At 48.4% G+C, this 20721-nt stretch carries 9 protein-coding genes, 1 other RNA gene and 2 pseudogenes; 5 read left to right on the top strand and 7 right to left on the bottom strand.

The genetic code is table 11. The annotated features are described in order from the left end of the window. Positions 1-367: 367 nt before the first annotated feature. Positions 368-2542, top strand: a complete 2175-nt coding sequence (locus tag EOS97_RS03040) for a TonB-dependent siderophore receptor (RefSeq protein ID WP_001805601.1) — start codon at positions 368-370, stop codon at positions 2540-2542. A 41-nt stretch (positions 2543-2583) separates the two neighbouring features. Here the strand turns inward: EOS97_RS03040 and EOS97_RS03035 are convergent, their stop codons facing one another. The 4 genes from EOS97_RS03035 to iroB form a co-directional block, all read right to left on the bottom strand. After that, positions 2584-3519, bottom strand: a complete 936-nt coding sequence (locus EOS97_RS03035) for an alpha/beta hydrolase (RefSeq protein WP_000274361.1) — start codon at positions 3517-3519, stop codon at positions 2584-2586. 31 nt (positions 3520-3550) lie between these two features. Then, positions 3551-4795, bottom strand: coding sequence for an esterase family protein (locus tag EOS97_RS03030; RefSeq protein WP_001239949.1), 1245 nt, complete (start codon positions 4793-4795; stop codon positions 3551-3553). A 109-nt stretch (positions 4796-4904) separates the two neighbouring features. After that, the gene (gene iroC, locus EOS97_RS03025) at positions 4905-8561 is read right to left on the bottom strand and encodes a salmochelin/enterobactin export ABC transporter IroC (RefSeq protein ID WP_127836116.1); all 3657 of its coding nucleotides are present in this window, start codon (positions 8559-8561) and stop codon (positions 4905-4907) included. 80 nt (positions 8562-8641) lie between these two features. After that, complete coding sequence (gene iroB, locus EOS97_RS03020; RefSeq protein ID WP_001221109.1) at positions 8642-9757, bottom strand: salmochelin biosynthesis C-glycosyltransferase IroB; 1116 nt, start codon at positions 9755-9757, stop codon at positions 8642-8644. 951 nt (positions 9758-10708) lie between these two features. On the opposite strand from iroB, the gene EOS97_RS03005 reads away from it, so the two are divergent. Beyond that, complete coding sequence (locus EOS97_RS03005) at positions 10709-13270, top strand: hypothetical protein (RefSeq protein ID WP_127836115.1); 2562 nt, start codon at positions 10709-10711, stop codon at positions 13268-13270. 7 nt (positions 13271-13277) lie between these two features. Here the strand turns inward: EOS97_RS03005 and EOS97_RS03000 are convergent. Then, a protein-coding gene (locus tag EOS97_RS03000) for an IS3 family transposase (protein ID WP_095055964.1) occupies positions 13278-14389 on the bottom strand; the annotation gives its coding sequence in 2 pieces (ribosomal slippage) (positions 13278-14128 and positions 14128-14389; 1113 coding nt in all). A gap of 206 nt (positions 14390-14595) precedes the next feature. Between EOS97_RS03000 and EOS97_RS02995 the strand changes: the two genes are divergently transcribed. The 3 genes and pseudogenes from EOS97_RS02995 (at position 14596) to EOS97_RS02980 (ending at position 18871) form a co-directional block, all read left to right on the top strand. Beyond that, positions 14596-15696, top strand: a complete 1101-nt coding sequence (locus EOS97_RS02995) for a hypothetical protein (protein ID WP_127836114.1) — start codon at positions 14596-14598, stop codon at positions 15694-15696. A gap of 216 nt (positions 15697-15912) precedes the next feature. Beyond that, positions 15913-16424: pseudogene (locus EOS97_RS02990) on the top strand (phage polarity suppression protein). Between the two features lie 461 nt (positions 16425-16885). Then, on the top strand, positions 16886-18871 hold the full coding sequence (locus EOS97_RS02980; protein WP_000818628.1) for an ATP-binding protein: 1986 nt from the start codon (positions 16886-16888) through the stop codon (positions 18869-18871). Positions 18872-18910: 39 nt separating this feature from the next. On the opposite strand, the pseudogene EOS97_RS02975 reads toward EOS97_RS02980, so the two are convergent. Together EOS97_RS02975 and ssrA are read right to left on the bottom strand one after the other, a co-directional pair. After that, positions 18911-20100: pseudogene (locus EOS97_RS02975) on the bottom strand (integrase domain-containing protein). Between the two features lie 195 nt (positions 20101-20295). Further along, positions 20296-20658, bottom strand: a transfer-messenger RNA (tmRNA) gene (gene ssrA / locus EOS97_RS02970). Between the last annotated feature and the right edge of the window lie 63 nt (positions 20659-20721).

Raw genomic sequence — 20721 nt, 5'->3', positions numbered from 1 at the left:
GCAGGGAAGCGGCGGTGAACCCTGAACCGCGCTATACCATCTTATCTGGGTGTTTCTTGTCATTAACGCTTTGAAAAATAGTTTTATTTCTCTACTCCTGTTTTGTAAAACCTTCGTTCAGTAGGCGCATTCTGCCCCCCTTCCCGGATTTACTGGCAAAGTGGAGCCCGGACAGAGAGTCATATTGCAAAATCCCGTTTCCGTTTTTTTATTACCAGATTTTTGTGGTCGAAAGATTGCCTTTTCCTTAATTGAATGATAATTATTATCATTAGCATATGATAATAATTACTATATAGACGTAACCTGGCAAGGATGTGAGCTTGAGGGCAACAGCGCTACTTTAGACATTATTTAGGGAATGGGTATGAGAGTTAATAAGTTCCTCTGGTTAATAACCGTGGTTTCTACAGGGGTTAATAGTCCATTATCAGCAGCAGAATCTACAGACGACAACGGCGAAACGATGGTGGTTGAATCCACTGCCGAGCAAGTATTAAAGCAACAGCCGGGCGTTTCGATTATTACTCGTGACGATATTCAGAAGAATCCTCCCGTTAACGATCTTGCCGATATTATTCGTAAGATGCCTGGGGTTAATCTTACCGGCAATAGCGCCTCGGGGACGCGCGGAAATAACCGACAAATTGATATTCGTGGTATGGGGCCGGAAAATACCTTAGTGCTGATTGACGGCGTGCCGGTGACGTCACGAAATTCGGTTCGCTATAGCTGGCGCGGAGAACGCGACACCCGTGGCGATACGAACTGGGTACCGCCGGAGATGGTAGAACGTATTGAAGTGATCCGTGGGCCCGCCGCCGCGCGCTATGGCTCCGGTGCCGCTGGCGGGGTGGTGAATATCATCACCAAACGTCCGACTAACGACTGGCATGGTTCGCTGTCGCTCTATACCAACCAGCCGGAAAGCAGCAAAGAAGGTGACACCCGGCGGGGTAACTTTAGCCTTAGCGGCCCGTTGGCTGGAGATACGTTGACGATGCGCCTGTACGGTAATCTCAACAGAACCGATGCCGACAGCTGGGATATTAACTCCTCCGCCGGTACCAAAAATGCCGCCGGACGGGAGGGGGTCACCAATAAAGATATTAATAGCGTCTTCTCATGGAAAATGACCCCGCAGCAAATCCTTGATTTTGAAGCGGGATACAGTCGGCAGGGGAATATCTATGCCGGCGATACGCAAAACAGTACTTCGAACGCGGTTACTAAAAGTCTGGCGCAGTCCGGGCGGGAGACCAATCGCCTGTACCGGCAGAATTACGGTCTAACTCATAACAGCATCTGGGACTGGGGGCAAAGCCGCCTGGGGTTCTACTATGAAAAAACCGATAATACCCGCATGAATGAGGGACTCTCCGGCGGCGGCGAGGGGCGCATTACCAACGACCAGACGTTCACCACTAACCGCCTGATCTCGTATCGCACCAGCGGCGAGGTGAATGTCCCGGTGATATGGCTATTTGAGCAAACGCTCACCGTCGGCGCGGAGTGGAACCGCGATGAGCTGAACGATCCTTCCTCTACCAGTCTGACGGTTAAGGATAGCAATATCGCCGGGATTCCCGGTTCGGCGGCTAACCGTAGCAGCAAAAATAAATTGGAAATCAGTGCGCTGTACGTTGAAGATAATATCGAACCCATGGCCGGTACCAATATTATTCCGGGTCTGCGTTTTGACTATTTGAGCGAATCCGGGAGTAATTTTAGTCCCAGTCTTAACCTTTCCCAGGAGTTAGGTGAATACGTCAAGGTGAAAGCCGGTATTGCCCGGGCCTTTAAGGCACCGAACTTGTATCAAACCAGTGAGGGGTATTTACTCTATTCGAAAGGCAACGGTTGTCCAAAAGATATTACGTCAGGCGGCTGTTACCTGGTCGGTAATAAGAACCTCGATCCTGAAATTAGCATCAATAAAGAGATCGGGCTGGAATTTACCGTAGACGATTACCACGCAAGCGTCACGTATTTCCGTAACGATTATCAGAATAAGATTGTCGCAGGTGATAAGATTATTGGCAGAAGCGCATCTGGCGCTTATGTATTGCAGTGGCAGAACGGCGGTAAGGCGCTGATTGAAGGTATTGAAGCCAGCATGGCTGTTCCGCTGATGCCGGACCGTCTGAACTGGAATACCAATGCGACTTATATGATCACTTCTGAGCAAAAAGATACCGGTAATCCCTTATCGATAATCCCGAAATATACGGTGAATACCTTCCTCGACTGGACTATCACCAGCGCGCTCTCCGCTAACGTCAACTGGACGTTATACGGCAAGCAAAAACCGCGAACACATGCGGAGTCGCGTAGTGAAGAGACCAAAGGATTGTCCGGGAAAGCGCTGGGGGCTTACTCACTGGTCGGCGCTAACGTTAACTACGATATCAACAAGAACCTGCGTCTTAATGTCGGTATCAGCAATATCTTCGATAAACAGATCTATCGCTCCGCCGAAGGGGCAAATACCTATAACGAACCGGGTCGGGCTTATTATGCCGGTGTGACGGCCTCGTTTTGATGGATTATGCCCGCCGCTGGCGGGCATATTCTGGCGGCGGGTTAATGGCAGCGTGGTTTTTGGCTTGCCGGTTCGCGACTGATATCCAGCAATGCACTGCGAAAAGAGGCGTTAAACATGGGCCCGTGGCCCAGGCCCGGGTAATGCTGCAGGGCCGCGTTAACGCCGTTGTTCTCAAGCGTTCTCACGGTCTCCTGAACTTTTTGCAGGAGCTCGGCCATCTGGCGTTGCCTGCTATCTCCATTCGACGCTGAACCTTCCATTATGATGAGTTTTTTATGGCAGAACGGCGACGGCTTCACTGCCGTAAGGCGATTCAACAGGGCAAAATTATCCCTGCTGAGTGACGGGCTGGCGCTGTAATAGATATGAAAGAAGGATGACGACAGCCAGGAGTCCAAAACGAACAGGCCGCCATAAGAATGTCCCCATACCCCGCGCCGTTCGGGGTTGATGGTTATTCCTTGTTCCACCTGCGGCGCGATATGTCTCTCCAGTAGCTGGCGGAACGCTGGCCCGCCGCCGGTTTTACGATGAAAACGCGGGTTATTTTCACTGCCTTCGCGATCGATTCCCGGCGCCGGCGTATAGTCATAAGCTCTGCCGTTAAGATCAAACGGCAGGTTAGTCTGATAGCCAATCGCCACAATCACCGGCGGCGAGTGGTCTGCCAGTTGTTTGAGCAGCGCCTCCGGCAGCCTGTCCATCACTGCGTTGCCGTCCAGCATATATAAGACAGGATAACCCGACGGCGGGGCGGCTTTATTGGGAATAGCGGTCCATACCCGGTAATGTCTTGCGCCATCGGCAGATTGAAAGTCATTGACCCTAAAATGGTAATATCCCGAACCTTTATCAGCAATATTCGGTCCTAATGGCTGCATATCCGGCTGCGCATAACTCAGCGCGCTAAAACAAAAACTCACTAAAAATAGCGCCATGCGATAGCACTTGTTGTGGTACTGGCGACCATACATCGGATGTGATTCCTTTTTGGCAGGTGAAGTTTTATCGGGGCAGTAGACGTAATCCGTCAATCAGCGCGCCGCGCCACCAGGTATAATCGTGACCGCCGGTGTACACGCTGCAATGGCTTTCAACGCCGGCGGCGCGCAATTTTTCATGCAACTGTTTGACCTGCGGGACCGTCGAACCTTCCAGCGATCCCACGCACAGATGCGTACGTACGGCTGGCGAGGGCGCGGATAACACATGTTCGCTGACCCATGAGCGCTCTTCTGCGCTGAAATGGGGCTGGCGATTGCGGTTGTCCGGCGTCCACCACATTGAGGGGGAGTGGCTCAGCACCAGGCCGAAGCTCTCTGGCGCGTGGCGGGCCGCCATCAGCGCGGTCACGCCGCCGAGGCTTTGCCCTGCCAGCACCGTTTGTGTACGGTCCGCCCACTGTCGTTCCGGGTATTTGGCGCGAAGGGTTGGCAGCAGGCGTTCGGCAATGTCGAGCACCAGCTCGCGGCGACCGCCGAGGATTGCGACGCGTTCACCCGCGTTGATATTATCAACGCCGAGTACGGCCACCGGCGCGATGCGTCCGCTGCGGATGGCGGCGTCAATGGCGGCGCTTACCCCAAGATGGTCGAACCAGATCTCGCCATCCGTGAGTACCAGTAAGCCCAGCGGTTGTACGACAGGAACGTCAGGAAGATACAGCCGCACACGGCGACGTTGTCCGGCGAGCCGATGCTCTGAGGTGAAAAGCTGCCCGGCGTAAGCGCGACAGCCTGACCACTCCTCCTGTGCCGGGGCATGATCCAACGCCAGAACGGACTCCTGCGCATTGCCCCGAACATTTATTCCCGGCGTGCTGTTCAGCGGGTCCGCCTTCCCGACAAGGGAGGCGAAACGGCTTCCAAGCTGCAACACCGTCTCGTCCGGGGTTTCCGGTGGTATTTCGACCATCGTATAGGAACCGCAGTAGGACGCCGGTAAGCGAAGCGTCAGATGCCAGATATCCGTTGTGGGCAGTTGCGTCATCATACCTTTCGTCACGTTATCTTTATCGGTGACACGGTTCAGGCGAACATAAACCCCCCGCAGAGGAGAGGCGGCACGCCACAGGAAGGTGACTTCCCGTTCATCGTCTGCGCCGTTAATGGCTGTCACCAGCGGCAGTGCGAGCGAGTTTGCTTCTCGCCAGAAGTGAGAAGCGTCAACCTGGCTTCCGGCGGCGAGTTGACGGCGAAGGCGCGTAGCGGTCTGTATAGCGACAGGAGCGACGGGCGGGCTCAGTCTCATTCTTTGTATTCCATCTCATTTATATTTCGGTCAGTATCAATAGCTAAAGCGGCTGTTACAGGAACAGCCGCTTGCGGGCTTTCTTTTGCGTAAATCGTGGCGATAAAAACTATCCTACGACCTCTCCTTGCGTATCGCGTGTCTGGCCGACGCTGGCCCGCCACAGACGAGCATACAGGCCATGAGCCGCTATCAACTGCTCATGGCTGCCATATTCAGCGATACATCCTTTATCGATTACGACAATCACATCGCAGCGGCGAGCGGTGGTCAGTCGGTGCGCGACGATAAGCGCGATGCGTTTCTCGGTATGCGTCACTCTGGTAAGCGAGGTTATTAAGCGCTCCTCGGCGCTGCGGTCGATACGCGCTGTCGCCTCGTCGAGCAGCAGAATGTGCGCCTGCGCCAGTTGGGCGCGGGCGAGGGCAATCAACTGACGCTGGCCCGCGGACAGATCCGTGCCGCCGTTATTGACCGGAGTACGAAACCCCAGCGGCAGATGTTGCACAGTTTCAAAGAGTCCCGCCTGTCGCGCCGCGATCTCCACCTCCGTGTCGCTGCTGTCTGGCCGCGAATAGCGGATATTTTCGGCAATATCGCCGCTAAATAATGCGACATCCTGAGTGACCAGCCCCGTCTGGCGACGATAATCACTAAGCGACGCGGCATCAATTAGGCGCTCACCGACACGGATTTGCCCGCTGCCGGGAGAGTAGAGCCCGGCCAGCAGCTTGATCAGCGTCGATTTGCCGGCGCCGCTACGTCCGACCACCGCGACTACCGTTCCTGGCGGAATGGTGAGCGAGAGATTATCAAGCACAGGTTGCGTTTTTTCGGGATAGCGGAATGTCAATGCCTCCAGACGTAGCGCGCCGCCAGTGCCAGGCGTTATGGAGGACGGTTCAATATTCTCCGTTTCCTCAGTCGCCAATAGCGCATTGATATGTTTGCCGCTGGCGGTCGCCTGCTGCCAGGAATCAACAATGCCTGACAACTGCTGTACCGGGCCATAAAATTGTCCCAGTAGCAGGAAGAACGCCGCCAGTATCCCGGGCGTCATTTCGCCTCCGGCGACCCGGGTCGCCCCGATTAACAGCACGGCGGCATAGGCGGCCTCGGTGCAGAAGGTCAGGAACGGAAAATAGACAGCAAGGTATTTTTGCGCCCGCACGCGGGTGGCGCGGAAGTTGTCTGATAACGCCCGTAGCCTGGCGGCTTCCTGCTGCTGTTGGCCGTGTGACTGTACTACCCGCATACCGGAGACCTTTTCCTGAAGCGTACTGTTCACCTTACCAATTTCCAGCCGTGCCTGGGCGTAAGCAGGCGAGCTCAAACGGCGGTAAATCCACGTCGCCAGCACCACTACAGGCACGGCGCTTAATGCCGTTAATGCAAGAATGGGGTCAAGCCAGAACATTGCCGCGGCGATAGCGACCATCGTCACGATGCTGGTGGTCGCGCTGGCAAGACCGTTTTGCAGAAATCGGGCGAGTGAATCAACGTCGACGGTCATGCGAGTAAGACGCGAGTCGATGTGCTTCTCGTGCCAGGGAAGACTCAGGCGTAGCAGGTGGCTGAAGCTGCGTAAGCGTACCGTATGCTGTACCGACTCTGCCGCGCGGGCGGCGAAGATCGTTTGCAGCGCATAGCAGCACCAACCGATCGCTACCAGACACAGCGCGAGCAGGGCGCATATGCCAATAGTCGACATATCCCCTACGGCAACGCCTGAGTCAATACCGCGCTGCAAAAGCACCAGCACGCCAACGCCTGCGGCGGAATCAAGCGCGATAAGCAGGGCGGCGATGACGAACATCCAGGCTACTGGCGTCAGCAGCGATGAGACTTGACGCCCGTGGCCTGCCAGCGCCATCTGTACGGCGCGTTCCGGAACGCGCGTCATCCGGTCGACAAAACCTTTTCCGGCGGTTGTCTGGCGCTCATGCGCGTCGTCGGATTTTACCGCCTGCGTTGTTGGCCATAGCGTACGTTGTTCTGCCGGGGCAAGGGCGAGAAAATCCCCCTCGCCGCTCATCAGCGAGCGAAACGTCGGACACCTTGCATCCAGCTCCGCCTGGGTACCGATATCCACGACGCGGCCTTTATCCAGCACGACGATCCGATCGGCTAACTGCAGTGTTGAACGGCGGCGTGCAATCACCAGCAGCATATGCTCATTATCGGCATAACGACCAAGAGCCGTGTTAATTTCCGCTTCAGTACCGGCATCGACCGCCGAGGTGGTGTCATCGAGAATCAGCAGTTCCAGCGCGGTAATCAGTGCCCGGGCTAGCGCAATACGCTGGCGTTGGCCGCCGGAGAGGTTGCTTCCGCGTTCGGTCAGTCGGGTGTTGAACCCCTGCGGTAGCGCATTGATGAACCCGCTGGCGCCTGCGGCATCGGCGGCGCGTCGAATGTCGTCCTGAGTCGCTTGCGGGTGCCCATAGGCGATGTTTTCCGCCACCGTACCGGCAAACAGAAACGCGTCTTCAAACACTACGCCAACGCGACGACGAAGCGCCGTCAGTTTCAGGTCGCGAATATTCTGTTGACCCGTAGTGGTGTTGAGCCATACTCCGCCGGAGGTGGGATCGTAAAAGCGCGCCAGCAACATCAGCAATGTTGATTTTCCGGAGCCGGATGCGCCAACCACCGCCACGGTTTCACCGGCGTGAATGGAAAACGAGATCTCATTGAGGATACGGTTACCGTTGTCGTAGTGGAAACTCATCTTCTCCACGTCCAGCCCGATAATCTGGCCCTCAACCGACTCAGTACCGTCTTCCATGCGAGAACGCGTGTCGATAAGCGCGAAGACGCGCTCTACCGACGCCTGTGTGCGCTGTGCGATAACCAAAAACGATGCCAGTACGCGGGTAGGGCCGGTCAGCATAGCGAGAAAACTCGCGAACGCAACGAAGGTTCCCAGATCGATGCGCCCGTTCATTACCGACCAGCCGCCATAGCACAGCAGGACGATTTGCCCTATCACCGGTAGCGCCAGCATGGTTGCGCCCGGCATCGCCTGCGAGATAGCGGCGCCGATGCGTACCCGCACCATCTGCCGCGACTGACCATCGAGCCAACGCGTTTCGCGCAACTCCGCCACGCAGGACTTCACCACTGAGATCTGTTCCAATACTTCGCGCATATGCTCCGTCATGTGCGCCAGCCGGTCTGAGGCAAGCCCCGTTTGCGCGAAAACACGGCGACGGGCGCGCAGGGCGGTAATGGCAAGGGCGACCAGTACGCAAATCACGATAAGCGTCATGGATGGCGACATCCATAGCATTACCGCGATACCGGCCACATAGTAAGTGAGCACCGCCAGCGGCACCGGACACATCTGTAGCAAGGTGTGTACCTGTTGAAGATCGCTGTTGGTACGCGAAATGACCTGCCCGGTACGCAAGGCGTCCTGGCCTGCGCCGTCCAGTTTTTGAATACTGTCGAACGCACGGTTACGTAACGTATGCTGAACCCACAGCGAGAGTTCCCCGGCATAGCCGCGGCGCACGTAATTCCCGATAAAATCAAAAAGGGCAATTAATATCAGGCCGCAGGCAAGTAACGGTAGGCGGGTCGTATCGCCTGCTATCGCGTCATTGACGGCCTGACGCGTTATTAGCGGCGTCAGCGCAGCCAGTAAAATGGTCGATACTGATGCTACGATGACAATGATGCTCAGTGTTTTACGTTCCCAACACACGCGGGCAAGGCGAACTATCCAGGCACGAGCGGGCATGGGGGAATGAGTCGCGGGCATTAAGCCTCCTTATCGGTGAAAGATGAGATATGGCGACACACGCTGGGTTCAGCCGCCATATTGTCATTGCGCTGCCGCGGTTAGCCGTGTTGCAGCATGGCGATCAGTTTTTTTGCCACCTCGGTCGGGCAAGGCTGGGCCGCCATTTCCGCCGCCACCTCCTGCGACGCCTCGCGAAGCGCGTGATTACCGAGGAAGGTATTGATCATGCTGCTGGTAAGCCCGCTCTTACCGGGAATAATGCCGCATCCGCGCTCGACCACGGCGCGGGCATTGACGGGTCTGTCGGCACCCTGGCCAAAGACTATCTGCGGAATGCCGGCATGCAGCGCCGTCAGGGTGTTGCCTGCGCCGCCATGGTGGATAAAACCGTCGGCGCCGTTAAGGAAAACGCCCATCGGAAGCCAGTCGACCAGACGGACATTCGGCGGCAGTGAACGTAAATCCGAGCGGGCGTTTGCCGGAAGATGCAGGATGATTTCGGCATCTACTTCGCCGGCAGAATCCATTACCCAGGAAATCAGATCCAGGCCATCCACCATCGGTTTGACGGTGCCGAGGCTGACCAGAAGACGCTTGCGATCAGGTGTACGTTCCCACCATTCTTCCCAGACGGCGCCGCCGTTATACGGGACGTATTGCATGGAGATAACCGGCTCTCCGTCATTTTGCAGTATGCTCATGCTGGGCGGTGTGACGTCTATCCACGCCAGATCTCTTGGTGGCGCGCTGACCCCATGGCGGCGGTAGGCGTTAGAAAGTGATTTCGTCACGCCTTTGATGTGCCAGGGCGTATGACCGAAGCCGACGGTTTGCATCACTACCGGAATGTCATACTTAGCGGCAATCAGTGGTCCAACGACCCCAAGAGGAGGGTAGACGATGAGATCTGGCCGCCACTGCCCGGCGAACGCGACCAGCGGGTCAGTCATCTCTTCGCTGAAGAATGAGAAGTTCCCCATTTTTGTTCCAATGTTATTTTCTTTTCGTAATGCCTCCTGACGGCGATAACCCGCTTCCGAATCGAAACCAGGCGCAGCGTCAAATACCACCAACCCAGCTTCGGCTGCTTTCTGTGCAAATTTGCCACCGCTTGCAATCAGTACTTCATGGCCATTAACACGAAACGCTTGCGCCAGGGACAGCACAGGGTATAGCAGTCCATACAGTGGTGGACCGACAAACAGAATACGCATGAGAAATCCTCTCTCTCCACGTCGTACATCGAACAAGTCGTTAATGAGAATGATAATAATTACCAATATCATTTGGAAAATGCAATAACTAATACGACACTTGAGCATGTGATGATTTTTTGCGTAAAAATCGGGAAAGAGGAGAGCGTTAAGCGGTGAAGTTTGGTTTCAGGCTTATTTACGCGCGTATGGTCGCACAGGCAAAGCGCCAGGATTGGGGAACTGGATTCGCATACCAGACGCCCGTGGATTATTAATGATAACTTCGCACATAACCTTTCAGACAATGAGGTAAACGTACCGACAACAAGGTAACGGGAAGCGTAGGTAGTAGTATTGATAACGCGTGGCGGGGCAATTTAATGGTATCCGGCGGCAGATCGTGTTCTGTGTGGACTTTCCGTGCAGTGATGTGACGGACGCCTCTTCCTAAAGTAGTCAGTGCCATACTTTTAATGACTGCATTAATCCTGGCGTTAAATCCTTTAATTTGGTGGACGTAAAGTGGACATAGACAACAAAAAGGGGCTACGTTTTCACGTTGCCCCTTGTTTTATTTGCTGGCGTCCTTGTAATTGGTGGGGGAGTTTATTGGGGATTTTTATTTTTTGCGCGAAGGCGAAGGCGCAAAAGAGTGGCGATAGTGTTGATATGGAAGGGGGTATCTTGTTGATTCTTAAGTTGATTGTTGTAGGAAGGATTTTGCGTGTTAGTCGAGGCTTGTGGGTGGACGTCATAGGTTTGTTGCTTCTAGCTGATCTTATAGCCTTTCGTTCAGACCTCTATCTACTTGGAGTAGACGTTTAATATTCTGATGGGGATTTCAGGAGCTGTCAGGCTATAAGCTAGGGGCACCTCACAACCATAATCACCTTGAGGGACTACAGTAAGTGAGAAAATAAGTATTCATTTTAAGTTAGGTTACAATCAGCAAAAGGCAAGAATGCTAAGATGATGAACAAAATGAATAATTACTCCCCAAATTGGTATCTTTTGCATAAGTTATTGGTTGATGAAACACCTGTGTTCACTCGGGATAGACTCTGGACTTACAAAGAGCATCAGCATGCCAGAGCGCTCGCGATCTATCTTGCGCACGCCACTTTGGCAACCCCTGTACTTAACAAAACAACTATAGCTGAACTATTATCTGGATCGAGAGGCTGGCCATGTAAAGATGGTAAGCACCATTTTATACAAACTAACTGTTCGCTTGATTTCCTCGAGGATGCGGGATTTTTGTCATTTTACGCTGACTGGTGTAGCGTACATTGTCAACATCCTTGGCAAACAGAAGTGCTCGATGACAGTATTATCGATATTTTGAACACAGCGGAACAGCTTAAACAGATACGGCTTGGCTTGAATGATTTTATTGAACCACACTTTTGCATAAATGTTAACGAACTTACAGCACTATTAAGTGAAGAATTTGGCAACGTTTCTCTGGAAACATTATTACCACTATGTACGCGGATAAACGACGCTGTCAGTGTTGCACCTGAGACCTCAAAATTCACTCCTCTTCATAGTACTTATCTCTGGCAAACTCTACTTGAGAAGTATCCTGCGAAGGAGGCGTTTAGACGCTGGATGCTATGTATACAAGTACAGGGAAGGGCTATTGTTCCTGTACTATTTAGCCTTCTGGAAAAGAAGCAAGAGGAAATATTTTTTGAAGAAATTGAAAGGCTCTTATCATCAGAACTCTCATCGTCATATTCATTGAAAACTATATTCAAACAAGTTACAAATTCTCAATATTTCCGGCAACTTGTTGAGTCTCGAACTATACAATTTAATGTATCCCTGAACGAGGATATGCCTGAAAGTGTAATGAAGTCAGGAATATCAGCTACTGGAAATATAACGGCTCAGGATTTAGATGCGCTATATATGTATCCTGCAGGAGATGACCCCGATGAAATGGAGGCTTTTGAAAAATGGGAACAATTCGGGTATGAACTTGGACTGTCGATGCCCTTAACATGGTTGATCCAAGAGTGTTTGATTCATTCAATCTATATTGACAGACGATGCCTCAGAGGTTCGTCTTTTTCATTAAATCTGCTTGTAATGGCTAAAAACAATCTGGTTTTAAGGCACATCTTGTTTAATATCCTACCACAACGATTCAACTGGACGTATATGCTATTTCTGTTATCCCGTGCCGATACTTGTGATACAGCCTTAGTTCATTTGATCAGTAGGGGAACGCTTCATTCGCTCTTGAGCAGTTATTCTGGGGCTGCGGGTATTGAGAAAACCTACAGGGAAGCGCTTTTAAAAGAGTATTTACGAACAATTGAGGGCTGTGATGCCAATGGGCAACGTCTACTGAAGATTGCATATCATATCGCTGATTTATGTGGTTTCTATAATGACAATTATATTGATTCGCCAGAATACAGAATATTAACTTGCCTACTGCAACGTCTTGACGATGCGAGTGTGCTGCAATTGGTCAGTTCTTTCATTAAGCAATTAGAAGAGCAACTACCTCGACGAGTTTTGAGGCTTAAAGAAAGAAGTATTTACTATATTGGGTTTTGGCTCGCTGAGCGTATTGAAAAAGTGGAGGGAAATCATAAACAAAAGGTTCAGCAAGAATTGTGTACCTGTTTGTATACCTTCTATCAAACAGCCTTTGAAGAATGTTTTAGTGGAAAGCGCCGAGATCTTGAACCTGGCGCTTTTTTTGCCTCCTTACCATGGGCAAGTCTGATTGCAGTAAAAGGAGCTAGTCCTTTGCTTTCTATGTCAGTGAGGATATTAGATTGGAAAGATTCACTGACATATGAAAATAAAAACTGGTCGGCAGTTGCTTCTGCTATAAGGCATTACATGCAGACTTTGATGTGTGTTGTTAAGTGCAAAATTGATGTCATTGAGCACAAAAGGGTTTGGCGAAAAGTAACAGAAATAGTGTGTTCGTATGGGTTTGGAAAACAGGAAGGTAGGGTATATATATTTGATAGGTATATTACTGATAATACTAGGGATTTATGGGGGGCCTTTAGTGTTTTTTTGAATAGTATCCCCGATGATCTCTATGTTGATTTTATCGAACAGTGTAAAGAGAGAATTCCAGTTAGCTCCTTGTACATCATGCTTGACCATTGTCATATCTTGGCTAGAGAGCAGGTTTTGCAGGATATTATTTTAGCTCGTCGAGATCTGGATAAAGAAAATTTAGGTCTCAATGATCTTGAATTAGCATTCATATCGGCATGTGACAATAATCATTTAAAATTAGCTTGGGGGGTCTTGCAGGCAGCAAAACCTATTCTTAGTCGACTTAGAAGTATGAAAAACATTGATTTGCTAGAGCGTATTTGTCGATGGGAAGGATATGCTTATAAGTATGAACATTTAAGATTATTTATGGAGTTAAAAGATAATCCTGATGAATATATTAGGGCCTCTAAGTTAATATCTTTCAAGAAACCTGATATAGATTTATCTGAAAACAACATCCACTTTAAGAATTTGTCTTATGAATGTTGTAAATAGACCCGTTTTAGTTCCAGGCATTTTTTGAGATCCCGGCCAAATGATTGTGTTGCCGATATTCCTCCGGCGTCATATTGTTCAGTGATTCATGAGGGCGTTCACAGTTATATTCTGACACCCATCTTTCCGTGATTTCCCGCGCTTCATTCAGCGTTCTGAACAGATAAAAATCGAGTATTTCTGTACGGTATGTTCGGTTAAAGCGCTCAATAAAAGCGTTCTGCGTCGGCTTACCCGGCTGAATAAATTCCAGTTTTACTGCATGTTGCTCTGCCCATTCAGCCAGTGCAAGTGAGATAAATTCCGGACCATTATCCATGCGTAGCATGACCGGATAGCCACGATTTGCCGCGATCCTGTCGAGTACACGGACCACTCGTGGGGCTGGCAGATTCAGATCTATTTCAATCGACAACGCCTCACGGTTAAAGTCATCAACGACATTGAACGTGCGAAAACGACGCCCACAGACCAGGGCATCATGCATAAAATCGACAGACCAGCTCTGGTTCAGCGCTTCCGGTGTGGCCAGTGGCGAGGGGTTACGCACCGGCAGCCGTTGTTTGCCCTTACGGCGAAAATTCAGCTTCAGCAGACAATAAATACGGTGGATCCTTTTGTGATTCCACATGTATCCCTGCCGCCGCAGAACCTGAAAAAGCTTCGGAAAACCGTATCGTGGATACCGTTCAGCTGCTGCCTGCAATGCGGTAATAACGGGTTCGTCACGTGTGTTATCCGGACGGTAATGATAAACCGTTCTGCTCAGGTTCAGGCTCCGGCAGGCCTGACGGATACTGAGTCCGAATGCCGTTATCAGATGAGTGACCAGCTCACGCTTAAAGGCTGGTTTTAAAGCTTTTTTTCGATAACGTCTTTCAGCGCCCGGTTCTCAAGGCTCAGGTCGGCAAACATCTGTTTGAGGCGTCGGTTCTCGTCCTCAAGATCTTTTATCTTTTTAATATCAGAAGCTTCCATGCCGCCGTATCTGGACTTCCAGTTATAGTAGGTGGCCTCAGAGATACCGGCCTCCCGGCAGACATCTTTAACGGTTCGTCCAGCTTCAACCGACTTAATCACAGTGATGATCTGATGCTCAGTAAAACGGGCTTTACGCATAGCGATCTCCTTCGTTGGCAGATTGATTATGCCGGATGATCTCTAAATGTGAATGGCACGATTATGCGGGATACTTACAATGTGACCAGTTTAGTCGTTACATTTGTGCAATAGCCTTGTATAAAAGCGATCCGGAGAAAAGTGTAAGTATAATGGAGTCCCTTTGTAGGACTAGTAAGAGCCTTCACCATTCCTTTGCCCTTTTTGTGGCAAGAATTGAATATGGCGAGAAAGTGGGGGATCTTTCACTTCTATCTCTCGCTCTTGATAAATTTCTCATATCTATTAAAGAGACGAAACCCCAAGATATTGGAACTCAGTGGGCAAGCCAAATACTGGATGCTATGCGGAAACTGAATTTTCAACATCAGGCTGATATTTTCTGGCGAAAATTAACGCCTGAGCAGCGTAACACCAAAGAAATAATGCTGCCATATTGCCTTGCTCTTGTAGAACGAAACGAAGTCTGGGCAGCACAGCAGATCATTGATAATTATCGAAAATTAAATGCTGATATCGGCGACGATACCAGTCTAATGCCACTTCTTGAGAAGTTAAATAAGGCTCTTCCTGAAGAACCTGTTGTGACTGGTATTTTCAGGGCTATGGTTGAGTCACAGAAGAATAGTACATTCCAACTCGCCAAACAATACGGTTTGATCGTTAGTCGTAAATTTAACGAATATGTCAAAATTATTGGGAATGGCCAAACTACTGAGATTTTCTTGAAAGATGTGGTTATCAGCATTGGTCGTGAACTTCTGATGCGCAAAAAAAATCTTCAGCTTCAAGCTAGTAGGAGAGCAAAAGGTACAATAACCAGCCAGATTACTAATGAGGATCTGATTAATGATTGGTTTACGTCGTTGTTTGATATGCGTATGTCTGAAGCCAGGATTGGTTTTGGTGACCAGAAAAGGATGGGGCGCTCAGCATCGGGTCAAAGTATCGGAGAAATAGATGGTGTTATTAAGCACAGTGATAATACTAGAATTGCTATTTTTGAGGCTTTTCGCCTTTTCTCACTTGAAAAAAGGACTATTAGTGGGCATTTGGATAAGATTTCATCTTATGATAATGAGGGGCTAAGTCCGGTATTTATTATAGTTTACTGTGATATCGACGATTTTACGCAACTGACAAAAGATTATAAAAAATATGTTTCAGATATTAGTTATGCTGGTTTTACTGATAAAAAGAAACGTGTTGAAACGGTAGAGATAACTGACCAATTATGGCTTGGCAAGGAAGTTCGATACCGTGTGAAAGATATAGTTTTCTATCATCTCCTTCTGAATATGAGATAAAATTTAGCACCAGTGGGGGTAAGGCTTGGACTTACCACGAAGTTTGGATTTTCAGGTTTATATGCATGGATATTACCCTTATTCCTTACGGGCTAATTCTTCTTAGGGTTGAGAGAAAATGGACGAGGCATTAGTAACCTGTACTCCTTTGGTAAACACATGCAGGTGTAAGTGAGCTCCTCCCTGACCTTAGAGCAGGCGTTTGAAGCCTGTCAGATGAACAAAACGGCGTGGCTGGACCGTAAAGCCGAACTGACCGCCGCAGAGCAGGAATATCAGGAATTATTGCTGGATGACACGCATCAGGTTCCCGCAGATTACAGACATTGCGTGACCTGATTGACGTAAAAAAATGGGAGGTGAATCAGGCCGCCGGTCGCTACATCTTCTCGCATGAGGAGGTGCAACTTAACCGGCTCCATGACTTTATGCAGCAGCACGGTGCGGAGCTGGCCGCCACGCTGGCACCTGAGCTGATGGGGTATAACGAACAAATTCCCGCAGTAAAACAGAGCGCCATGCAGCACTCAGTTGATTATCTGCGTGAAGCCCTGCCGGTGTGGCTGGCCGCAGGTGAAAAAATTAATTATTCTGCGCAGGACAGCGATATTTTAACGGCCATCGGATTCAGGCCTGATGCCGCTTCGCGGGATGGTAATCGTGAAAAATTCACCCCTGCACAGAATATGATTTACACCCGTCGATGCACCGAACTGGCCGCGCAGTAGCCCGTCAAAAAATCCCCGTAAATCCCGCTATTTTTAACCAAATAAGCCATGCATCCATAAGGTGCATGGTTTTGCATGTGTTTTCCCGCCCCTGCCTGTGCCTGTGCCTGTGCCTGTGCCTGTCGCGGCGCAGCCTGAGGCCACTTTTGCACCTCATTAAAAGCGGTCTCTTAAGCGGGCGGGCGTGTCGGGGAGAGCATTGCGCGCTAAGTTAAAGATACTTTTAATTTTACAACTATGTTGTGATATTTTTTTAACTCGCCAATTCAATAGTGATAAAACAATCGTTTATAGATCATAAGAATCAATTTCAAACTAACAATCGTCAAAAGCTATGTTTTGTGATTGGCTATCTAAAAATACTGGCTTAATTATTTGACGTGATCTAAAGTACTGATGAAATTATTATACTGATTTAATTTTTTAACTGCTAAAATATTAACAAAAAATAAGGGACTCACATGGCAGAGAAATCATTTAATGTAGAAGTACAGATAGATTATTTAGATAAGGTTTCTAAATCTTCTGCATTACAAGCAATCGCTGAGTTGGTATGGAATGCCTTAGATGCTGATGCTGAAAATGTATATGTTGATTTGACAGAGTCTGAGTTAGGACTCTCGCATATATTTATCAGGGATGATGGTAATGGTATTCCCTATGAGAATGCAGAAAAGTTATTTAGTTCACTGGGCGGGTCATGGAAAAAAGACAAGGTTTTATCAGAAAGAAAATCTCGTTTTTTACACGGAAAAGAAGGGCAAGGACGTTTTAAGGCATTCTCAATAGGTCGATATATTGAGTGGAATACTACTTATTTACTTGATGATGTATATTATGAATATAAAATAAAAGGAATAGCTGATAATAAGAAGAAAATTTCAGTTTCTGATAAGGTTGTATCAAGTGAAACTAAATCAGGAACAGTTGTTTCTATATTGGAATTGGTGAAAAACTTCACCTCATTGACACCTCAAAAACTATCTGAGTTTCTTTCCACTACACTTGCTTTATATCTTAGTAAATACCCATCCGTAAAAGTATTTGTAAATCGAGAACAAATCGATCCAACAGCACAGATTTTATTTGATACAAGCTATAAATTAGACGATGTGGTTTATTGTGATGAATTACATTCATATGAGTTACAAGTTATTGAATGGAAGTCAGCTAAAGAAAATGAGATTTTTTTATGCGACAAGGAAGGTTTTCCCTTAATAAGTTATGAGAAGAAAATTAGAGGGACTAGTACATATTCTTATTCTGTTTATTTGAAGTCTACACATTTGACCAAACTTTCCCATGAGGGTACTTTGTCGCTCATGGACTTAGAGCCTTCTTTAAGTCCTGTATTAAATAAAGTCGAAGGTTTGATAAAGGAACACTTCAGGAAAAGAGATCATGAAAAGTCAAGGGAGCTAATTGATAAATGGAAAAATGAAGGTGTTTATCCGTATGTGGGTAAGGCCGAAAATATTGTTGAGGATGCTGAAAGAAAAGTATTCGATATTATGGCCATCAATGTTATAAAATACATACCACAATTTGATAATGGCGACCTTAAACTTAAGAAATTTCAGTTTAAATTACTCAGGCATATTGTTGGGAGTTGCCCTGATGACTTGAGAACTATATTGGAGGAGGTTCTCTCGCTTCCTAAGGAAAAACAAACTGAATTGGCTGAGATATTAAGGGATGCCTCATTGTCAGCTGTTATTAGTGTTTCAAAAATAATTACTGATAGATTGAAATTCATATCTGGGCTTGAAAATGTATTATTTCATCCGAATACAAGAAAAGTATTCAAAGAGAGAAGTCAGCTTCATAAAATAATGGCGGATAATACATGGTTTTTTGGTGAGTCTTTTACATTGAGTGTCAATGATAAGTCACTAACTGAGGTATTAAGAGTACATTTAGAAAAGCAAGGGATTGATATTCCAGTTGATGAAAAAGTAACAAGGATAGATGGTAGTGTAGGTATTGTTGATTTAATGCTTACTAGAAGTATAGGCAAAAATTACCCAGATGAGCGTGAGCATATTATTATCGAGTTAAAGGCACCTAAAGTAAATATAGGTCAATCAGAAATAGAACAGGTTAAATCCTATGCGTATGCAGTTGCTGAAGACTCAAGATTTAATGGTTTAAAAACAAAGTGGAACTTCTGGGTTATATCAAATGAGCTCACAACTTATGCTCTCAGAGAATTAAAACAAAAAAATCTTCCTGAAGGTGCAATATATCAAGCTGAAGAAATGACTATTTGGATAAAAACGTGGTCTCAACTTATTCAAGAGAACAAACATAGATTGGGTTTTCTACAAAATCAGCTTAATATATCGTATGACCGTGAAGATGGTCTACAGTTCTTAAAGCAAAAGTATGCTGAGTACACTGAAGGCGTTGTATTTGAAAATGAATCACAGGATGAGTATATAGATTAACATAATTGAAAGTCTCGTCAGTTTATTCTGGCGAGTTTCTTAAAGACTGGACGTTTTATTACCCCACCAATTCATTAATTCTATTCTTTGCGGAAGATATATAGAGCGATTATAAGCTCTTCGTACTTCATCTTTATCACTATGAGCTAGTGCTGCCTCAATAACATCAGCATTGAATCCTGCTTCATTCATGGCAGTACTGGCTATAGAACGTAAACCATGTGCTACAAGCTTACCTCCGAATCCAATTCGTTTTAAAGCAGCATTAGCCGTCTGGCTATTCATATCTTGTTTTGGATCATTCCTGCTGGGAAAAACATGTTCTCGGTGAGCGCTAATTGGCTTCATTACATCCAGAATCTCTAATGCCTGTGGTGATAAAAGAACAATGTGTTCCCGCTTAGCTTTCATCCGTTCGGCTGGAATAGTCCAAAGCTTTGCATCGAGATCGATTTCTGCCCAACGAGCACCGGAGGCCTCAGAAGGGCGCACAAGCGTCAGGAGTTGCCATTCAATTAAACAGCGAGTCGAAACAGAGAGATTTGACATCACCAAAGAACGCATGAGTTTTGGTAACTCTTCTGGCCGAAGCGTCGGCATGTTTTGTTTTTGGGCTTCTCAAAGGCCATCCCAACACCTGATGCTGGATTCGCATCTATCAGACCAGTGTTGACAGCATAAATTATTATCTCGTTAATACGCTGCACAAGCCGGCGCACTGACTCGAGTGCTCCACGTGCTTTGATTGGCTCAAGGGCTTCAACCAGTGTTCGGGCTTTGATTTGCTGGACAGGAATTTCCCCGATGGCAGGGAATACGTCTTTTTCCAGTGGACGCCATATATCTTTAGCGTAATCAGGGGTAACGCTTTTGCTTTTGAGCTGGAACCAGTTAGCGGCGACCGTTGAAAAAATACTGTCCAGAGCGATTTGCTGCTGTTCCTCTGCAACTTCGGCCTGAATTTGTGGGTCAATTCCGTTGGCTAACAAGGCAAGGTAATCCGCTCTTATCCCTCGGGCGTCAGTAAGTGAAAGAGCGGGGAAAGCACCTAGACCCATCATTGTCCGCTGTTTTGTCGCCGGACGTTGATAACGGAAGCGCCAGAGCTTTTTCCCGCTGGTTTTCACTATCAGGAAAAGGCCATCGCCATCATGCAGCGTTAGATCCTTCTCTAAAGCTTTAGCGCGCAGAACTTCGGTGTTGGTCAGGGAGCGCGTTGTCCGTGCCACTGTGGCCGCTCCTTCATGAATTGGTATACGCTTTTAGGTATACATCCTACCGTATACCTAAACGTATACCAATAATCACCGGATTTAGCCGGATGTTCTCGGACAAGGACAGACACAAAAAAGCCCGCAGGGCTTGTGCCATGCGGGCTTTCAGGACTTCATCGGATGACTCTGGTAATCACCGATGGAGAATTTTGGTGGAGCTGGCGGGAGTTGAACCCGCGTCCGAAATTCCTACATCCTCGGTACTACATGCTTAGTCAGTCTTTACATTCGCCTGGCACCTGCGGACGGACACGCCACTACCAGACTAGCCTGATTCGTTTTAACGCTTCAACCCCAGGCAGGGCATCCGCGCGATCTCTTTTGGGTTTGACCTCTCTTGATCCCCGTCCTAAGAGCGGAGGCTAGGGAGAGAGGGCTCTAAGCAGGTTATTAAGCTGCTAAAGCGTAGGTTTCGTCGTTTGCGACTATTTTTTTGCGGCTTTTTACGAGGCCAACCGCCCCTCGGCATGCACCTTGGGTTTCGCAAATCCCGTCGAATCCAGAATCAGCCCCAATGTGTAAGGTAAGTATAACAGACTTGTGACACGCGTGACCAGCCCCCGTATCTTCTTATCT

Origin of the sequence: Salmonella sp. SSDFZ54 (genome assembly GCF_004010735.1) — a bacterium.
In the GTDB taxonomy this organism is placed as follows: domain Bacteria; phylum Pseudomonadota; class Gammaproteobacteria; order Enterobacterales; family Enterobacteriaceae; genus Salmonella; species Salmonella enterica.
The sequence above is the reverse complement of the archived record's forward strand: the minus strand, read 5'-3'. Positions and strand labels throughout refer to the sequence as shown.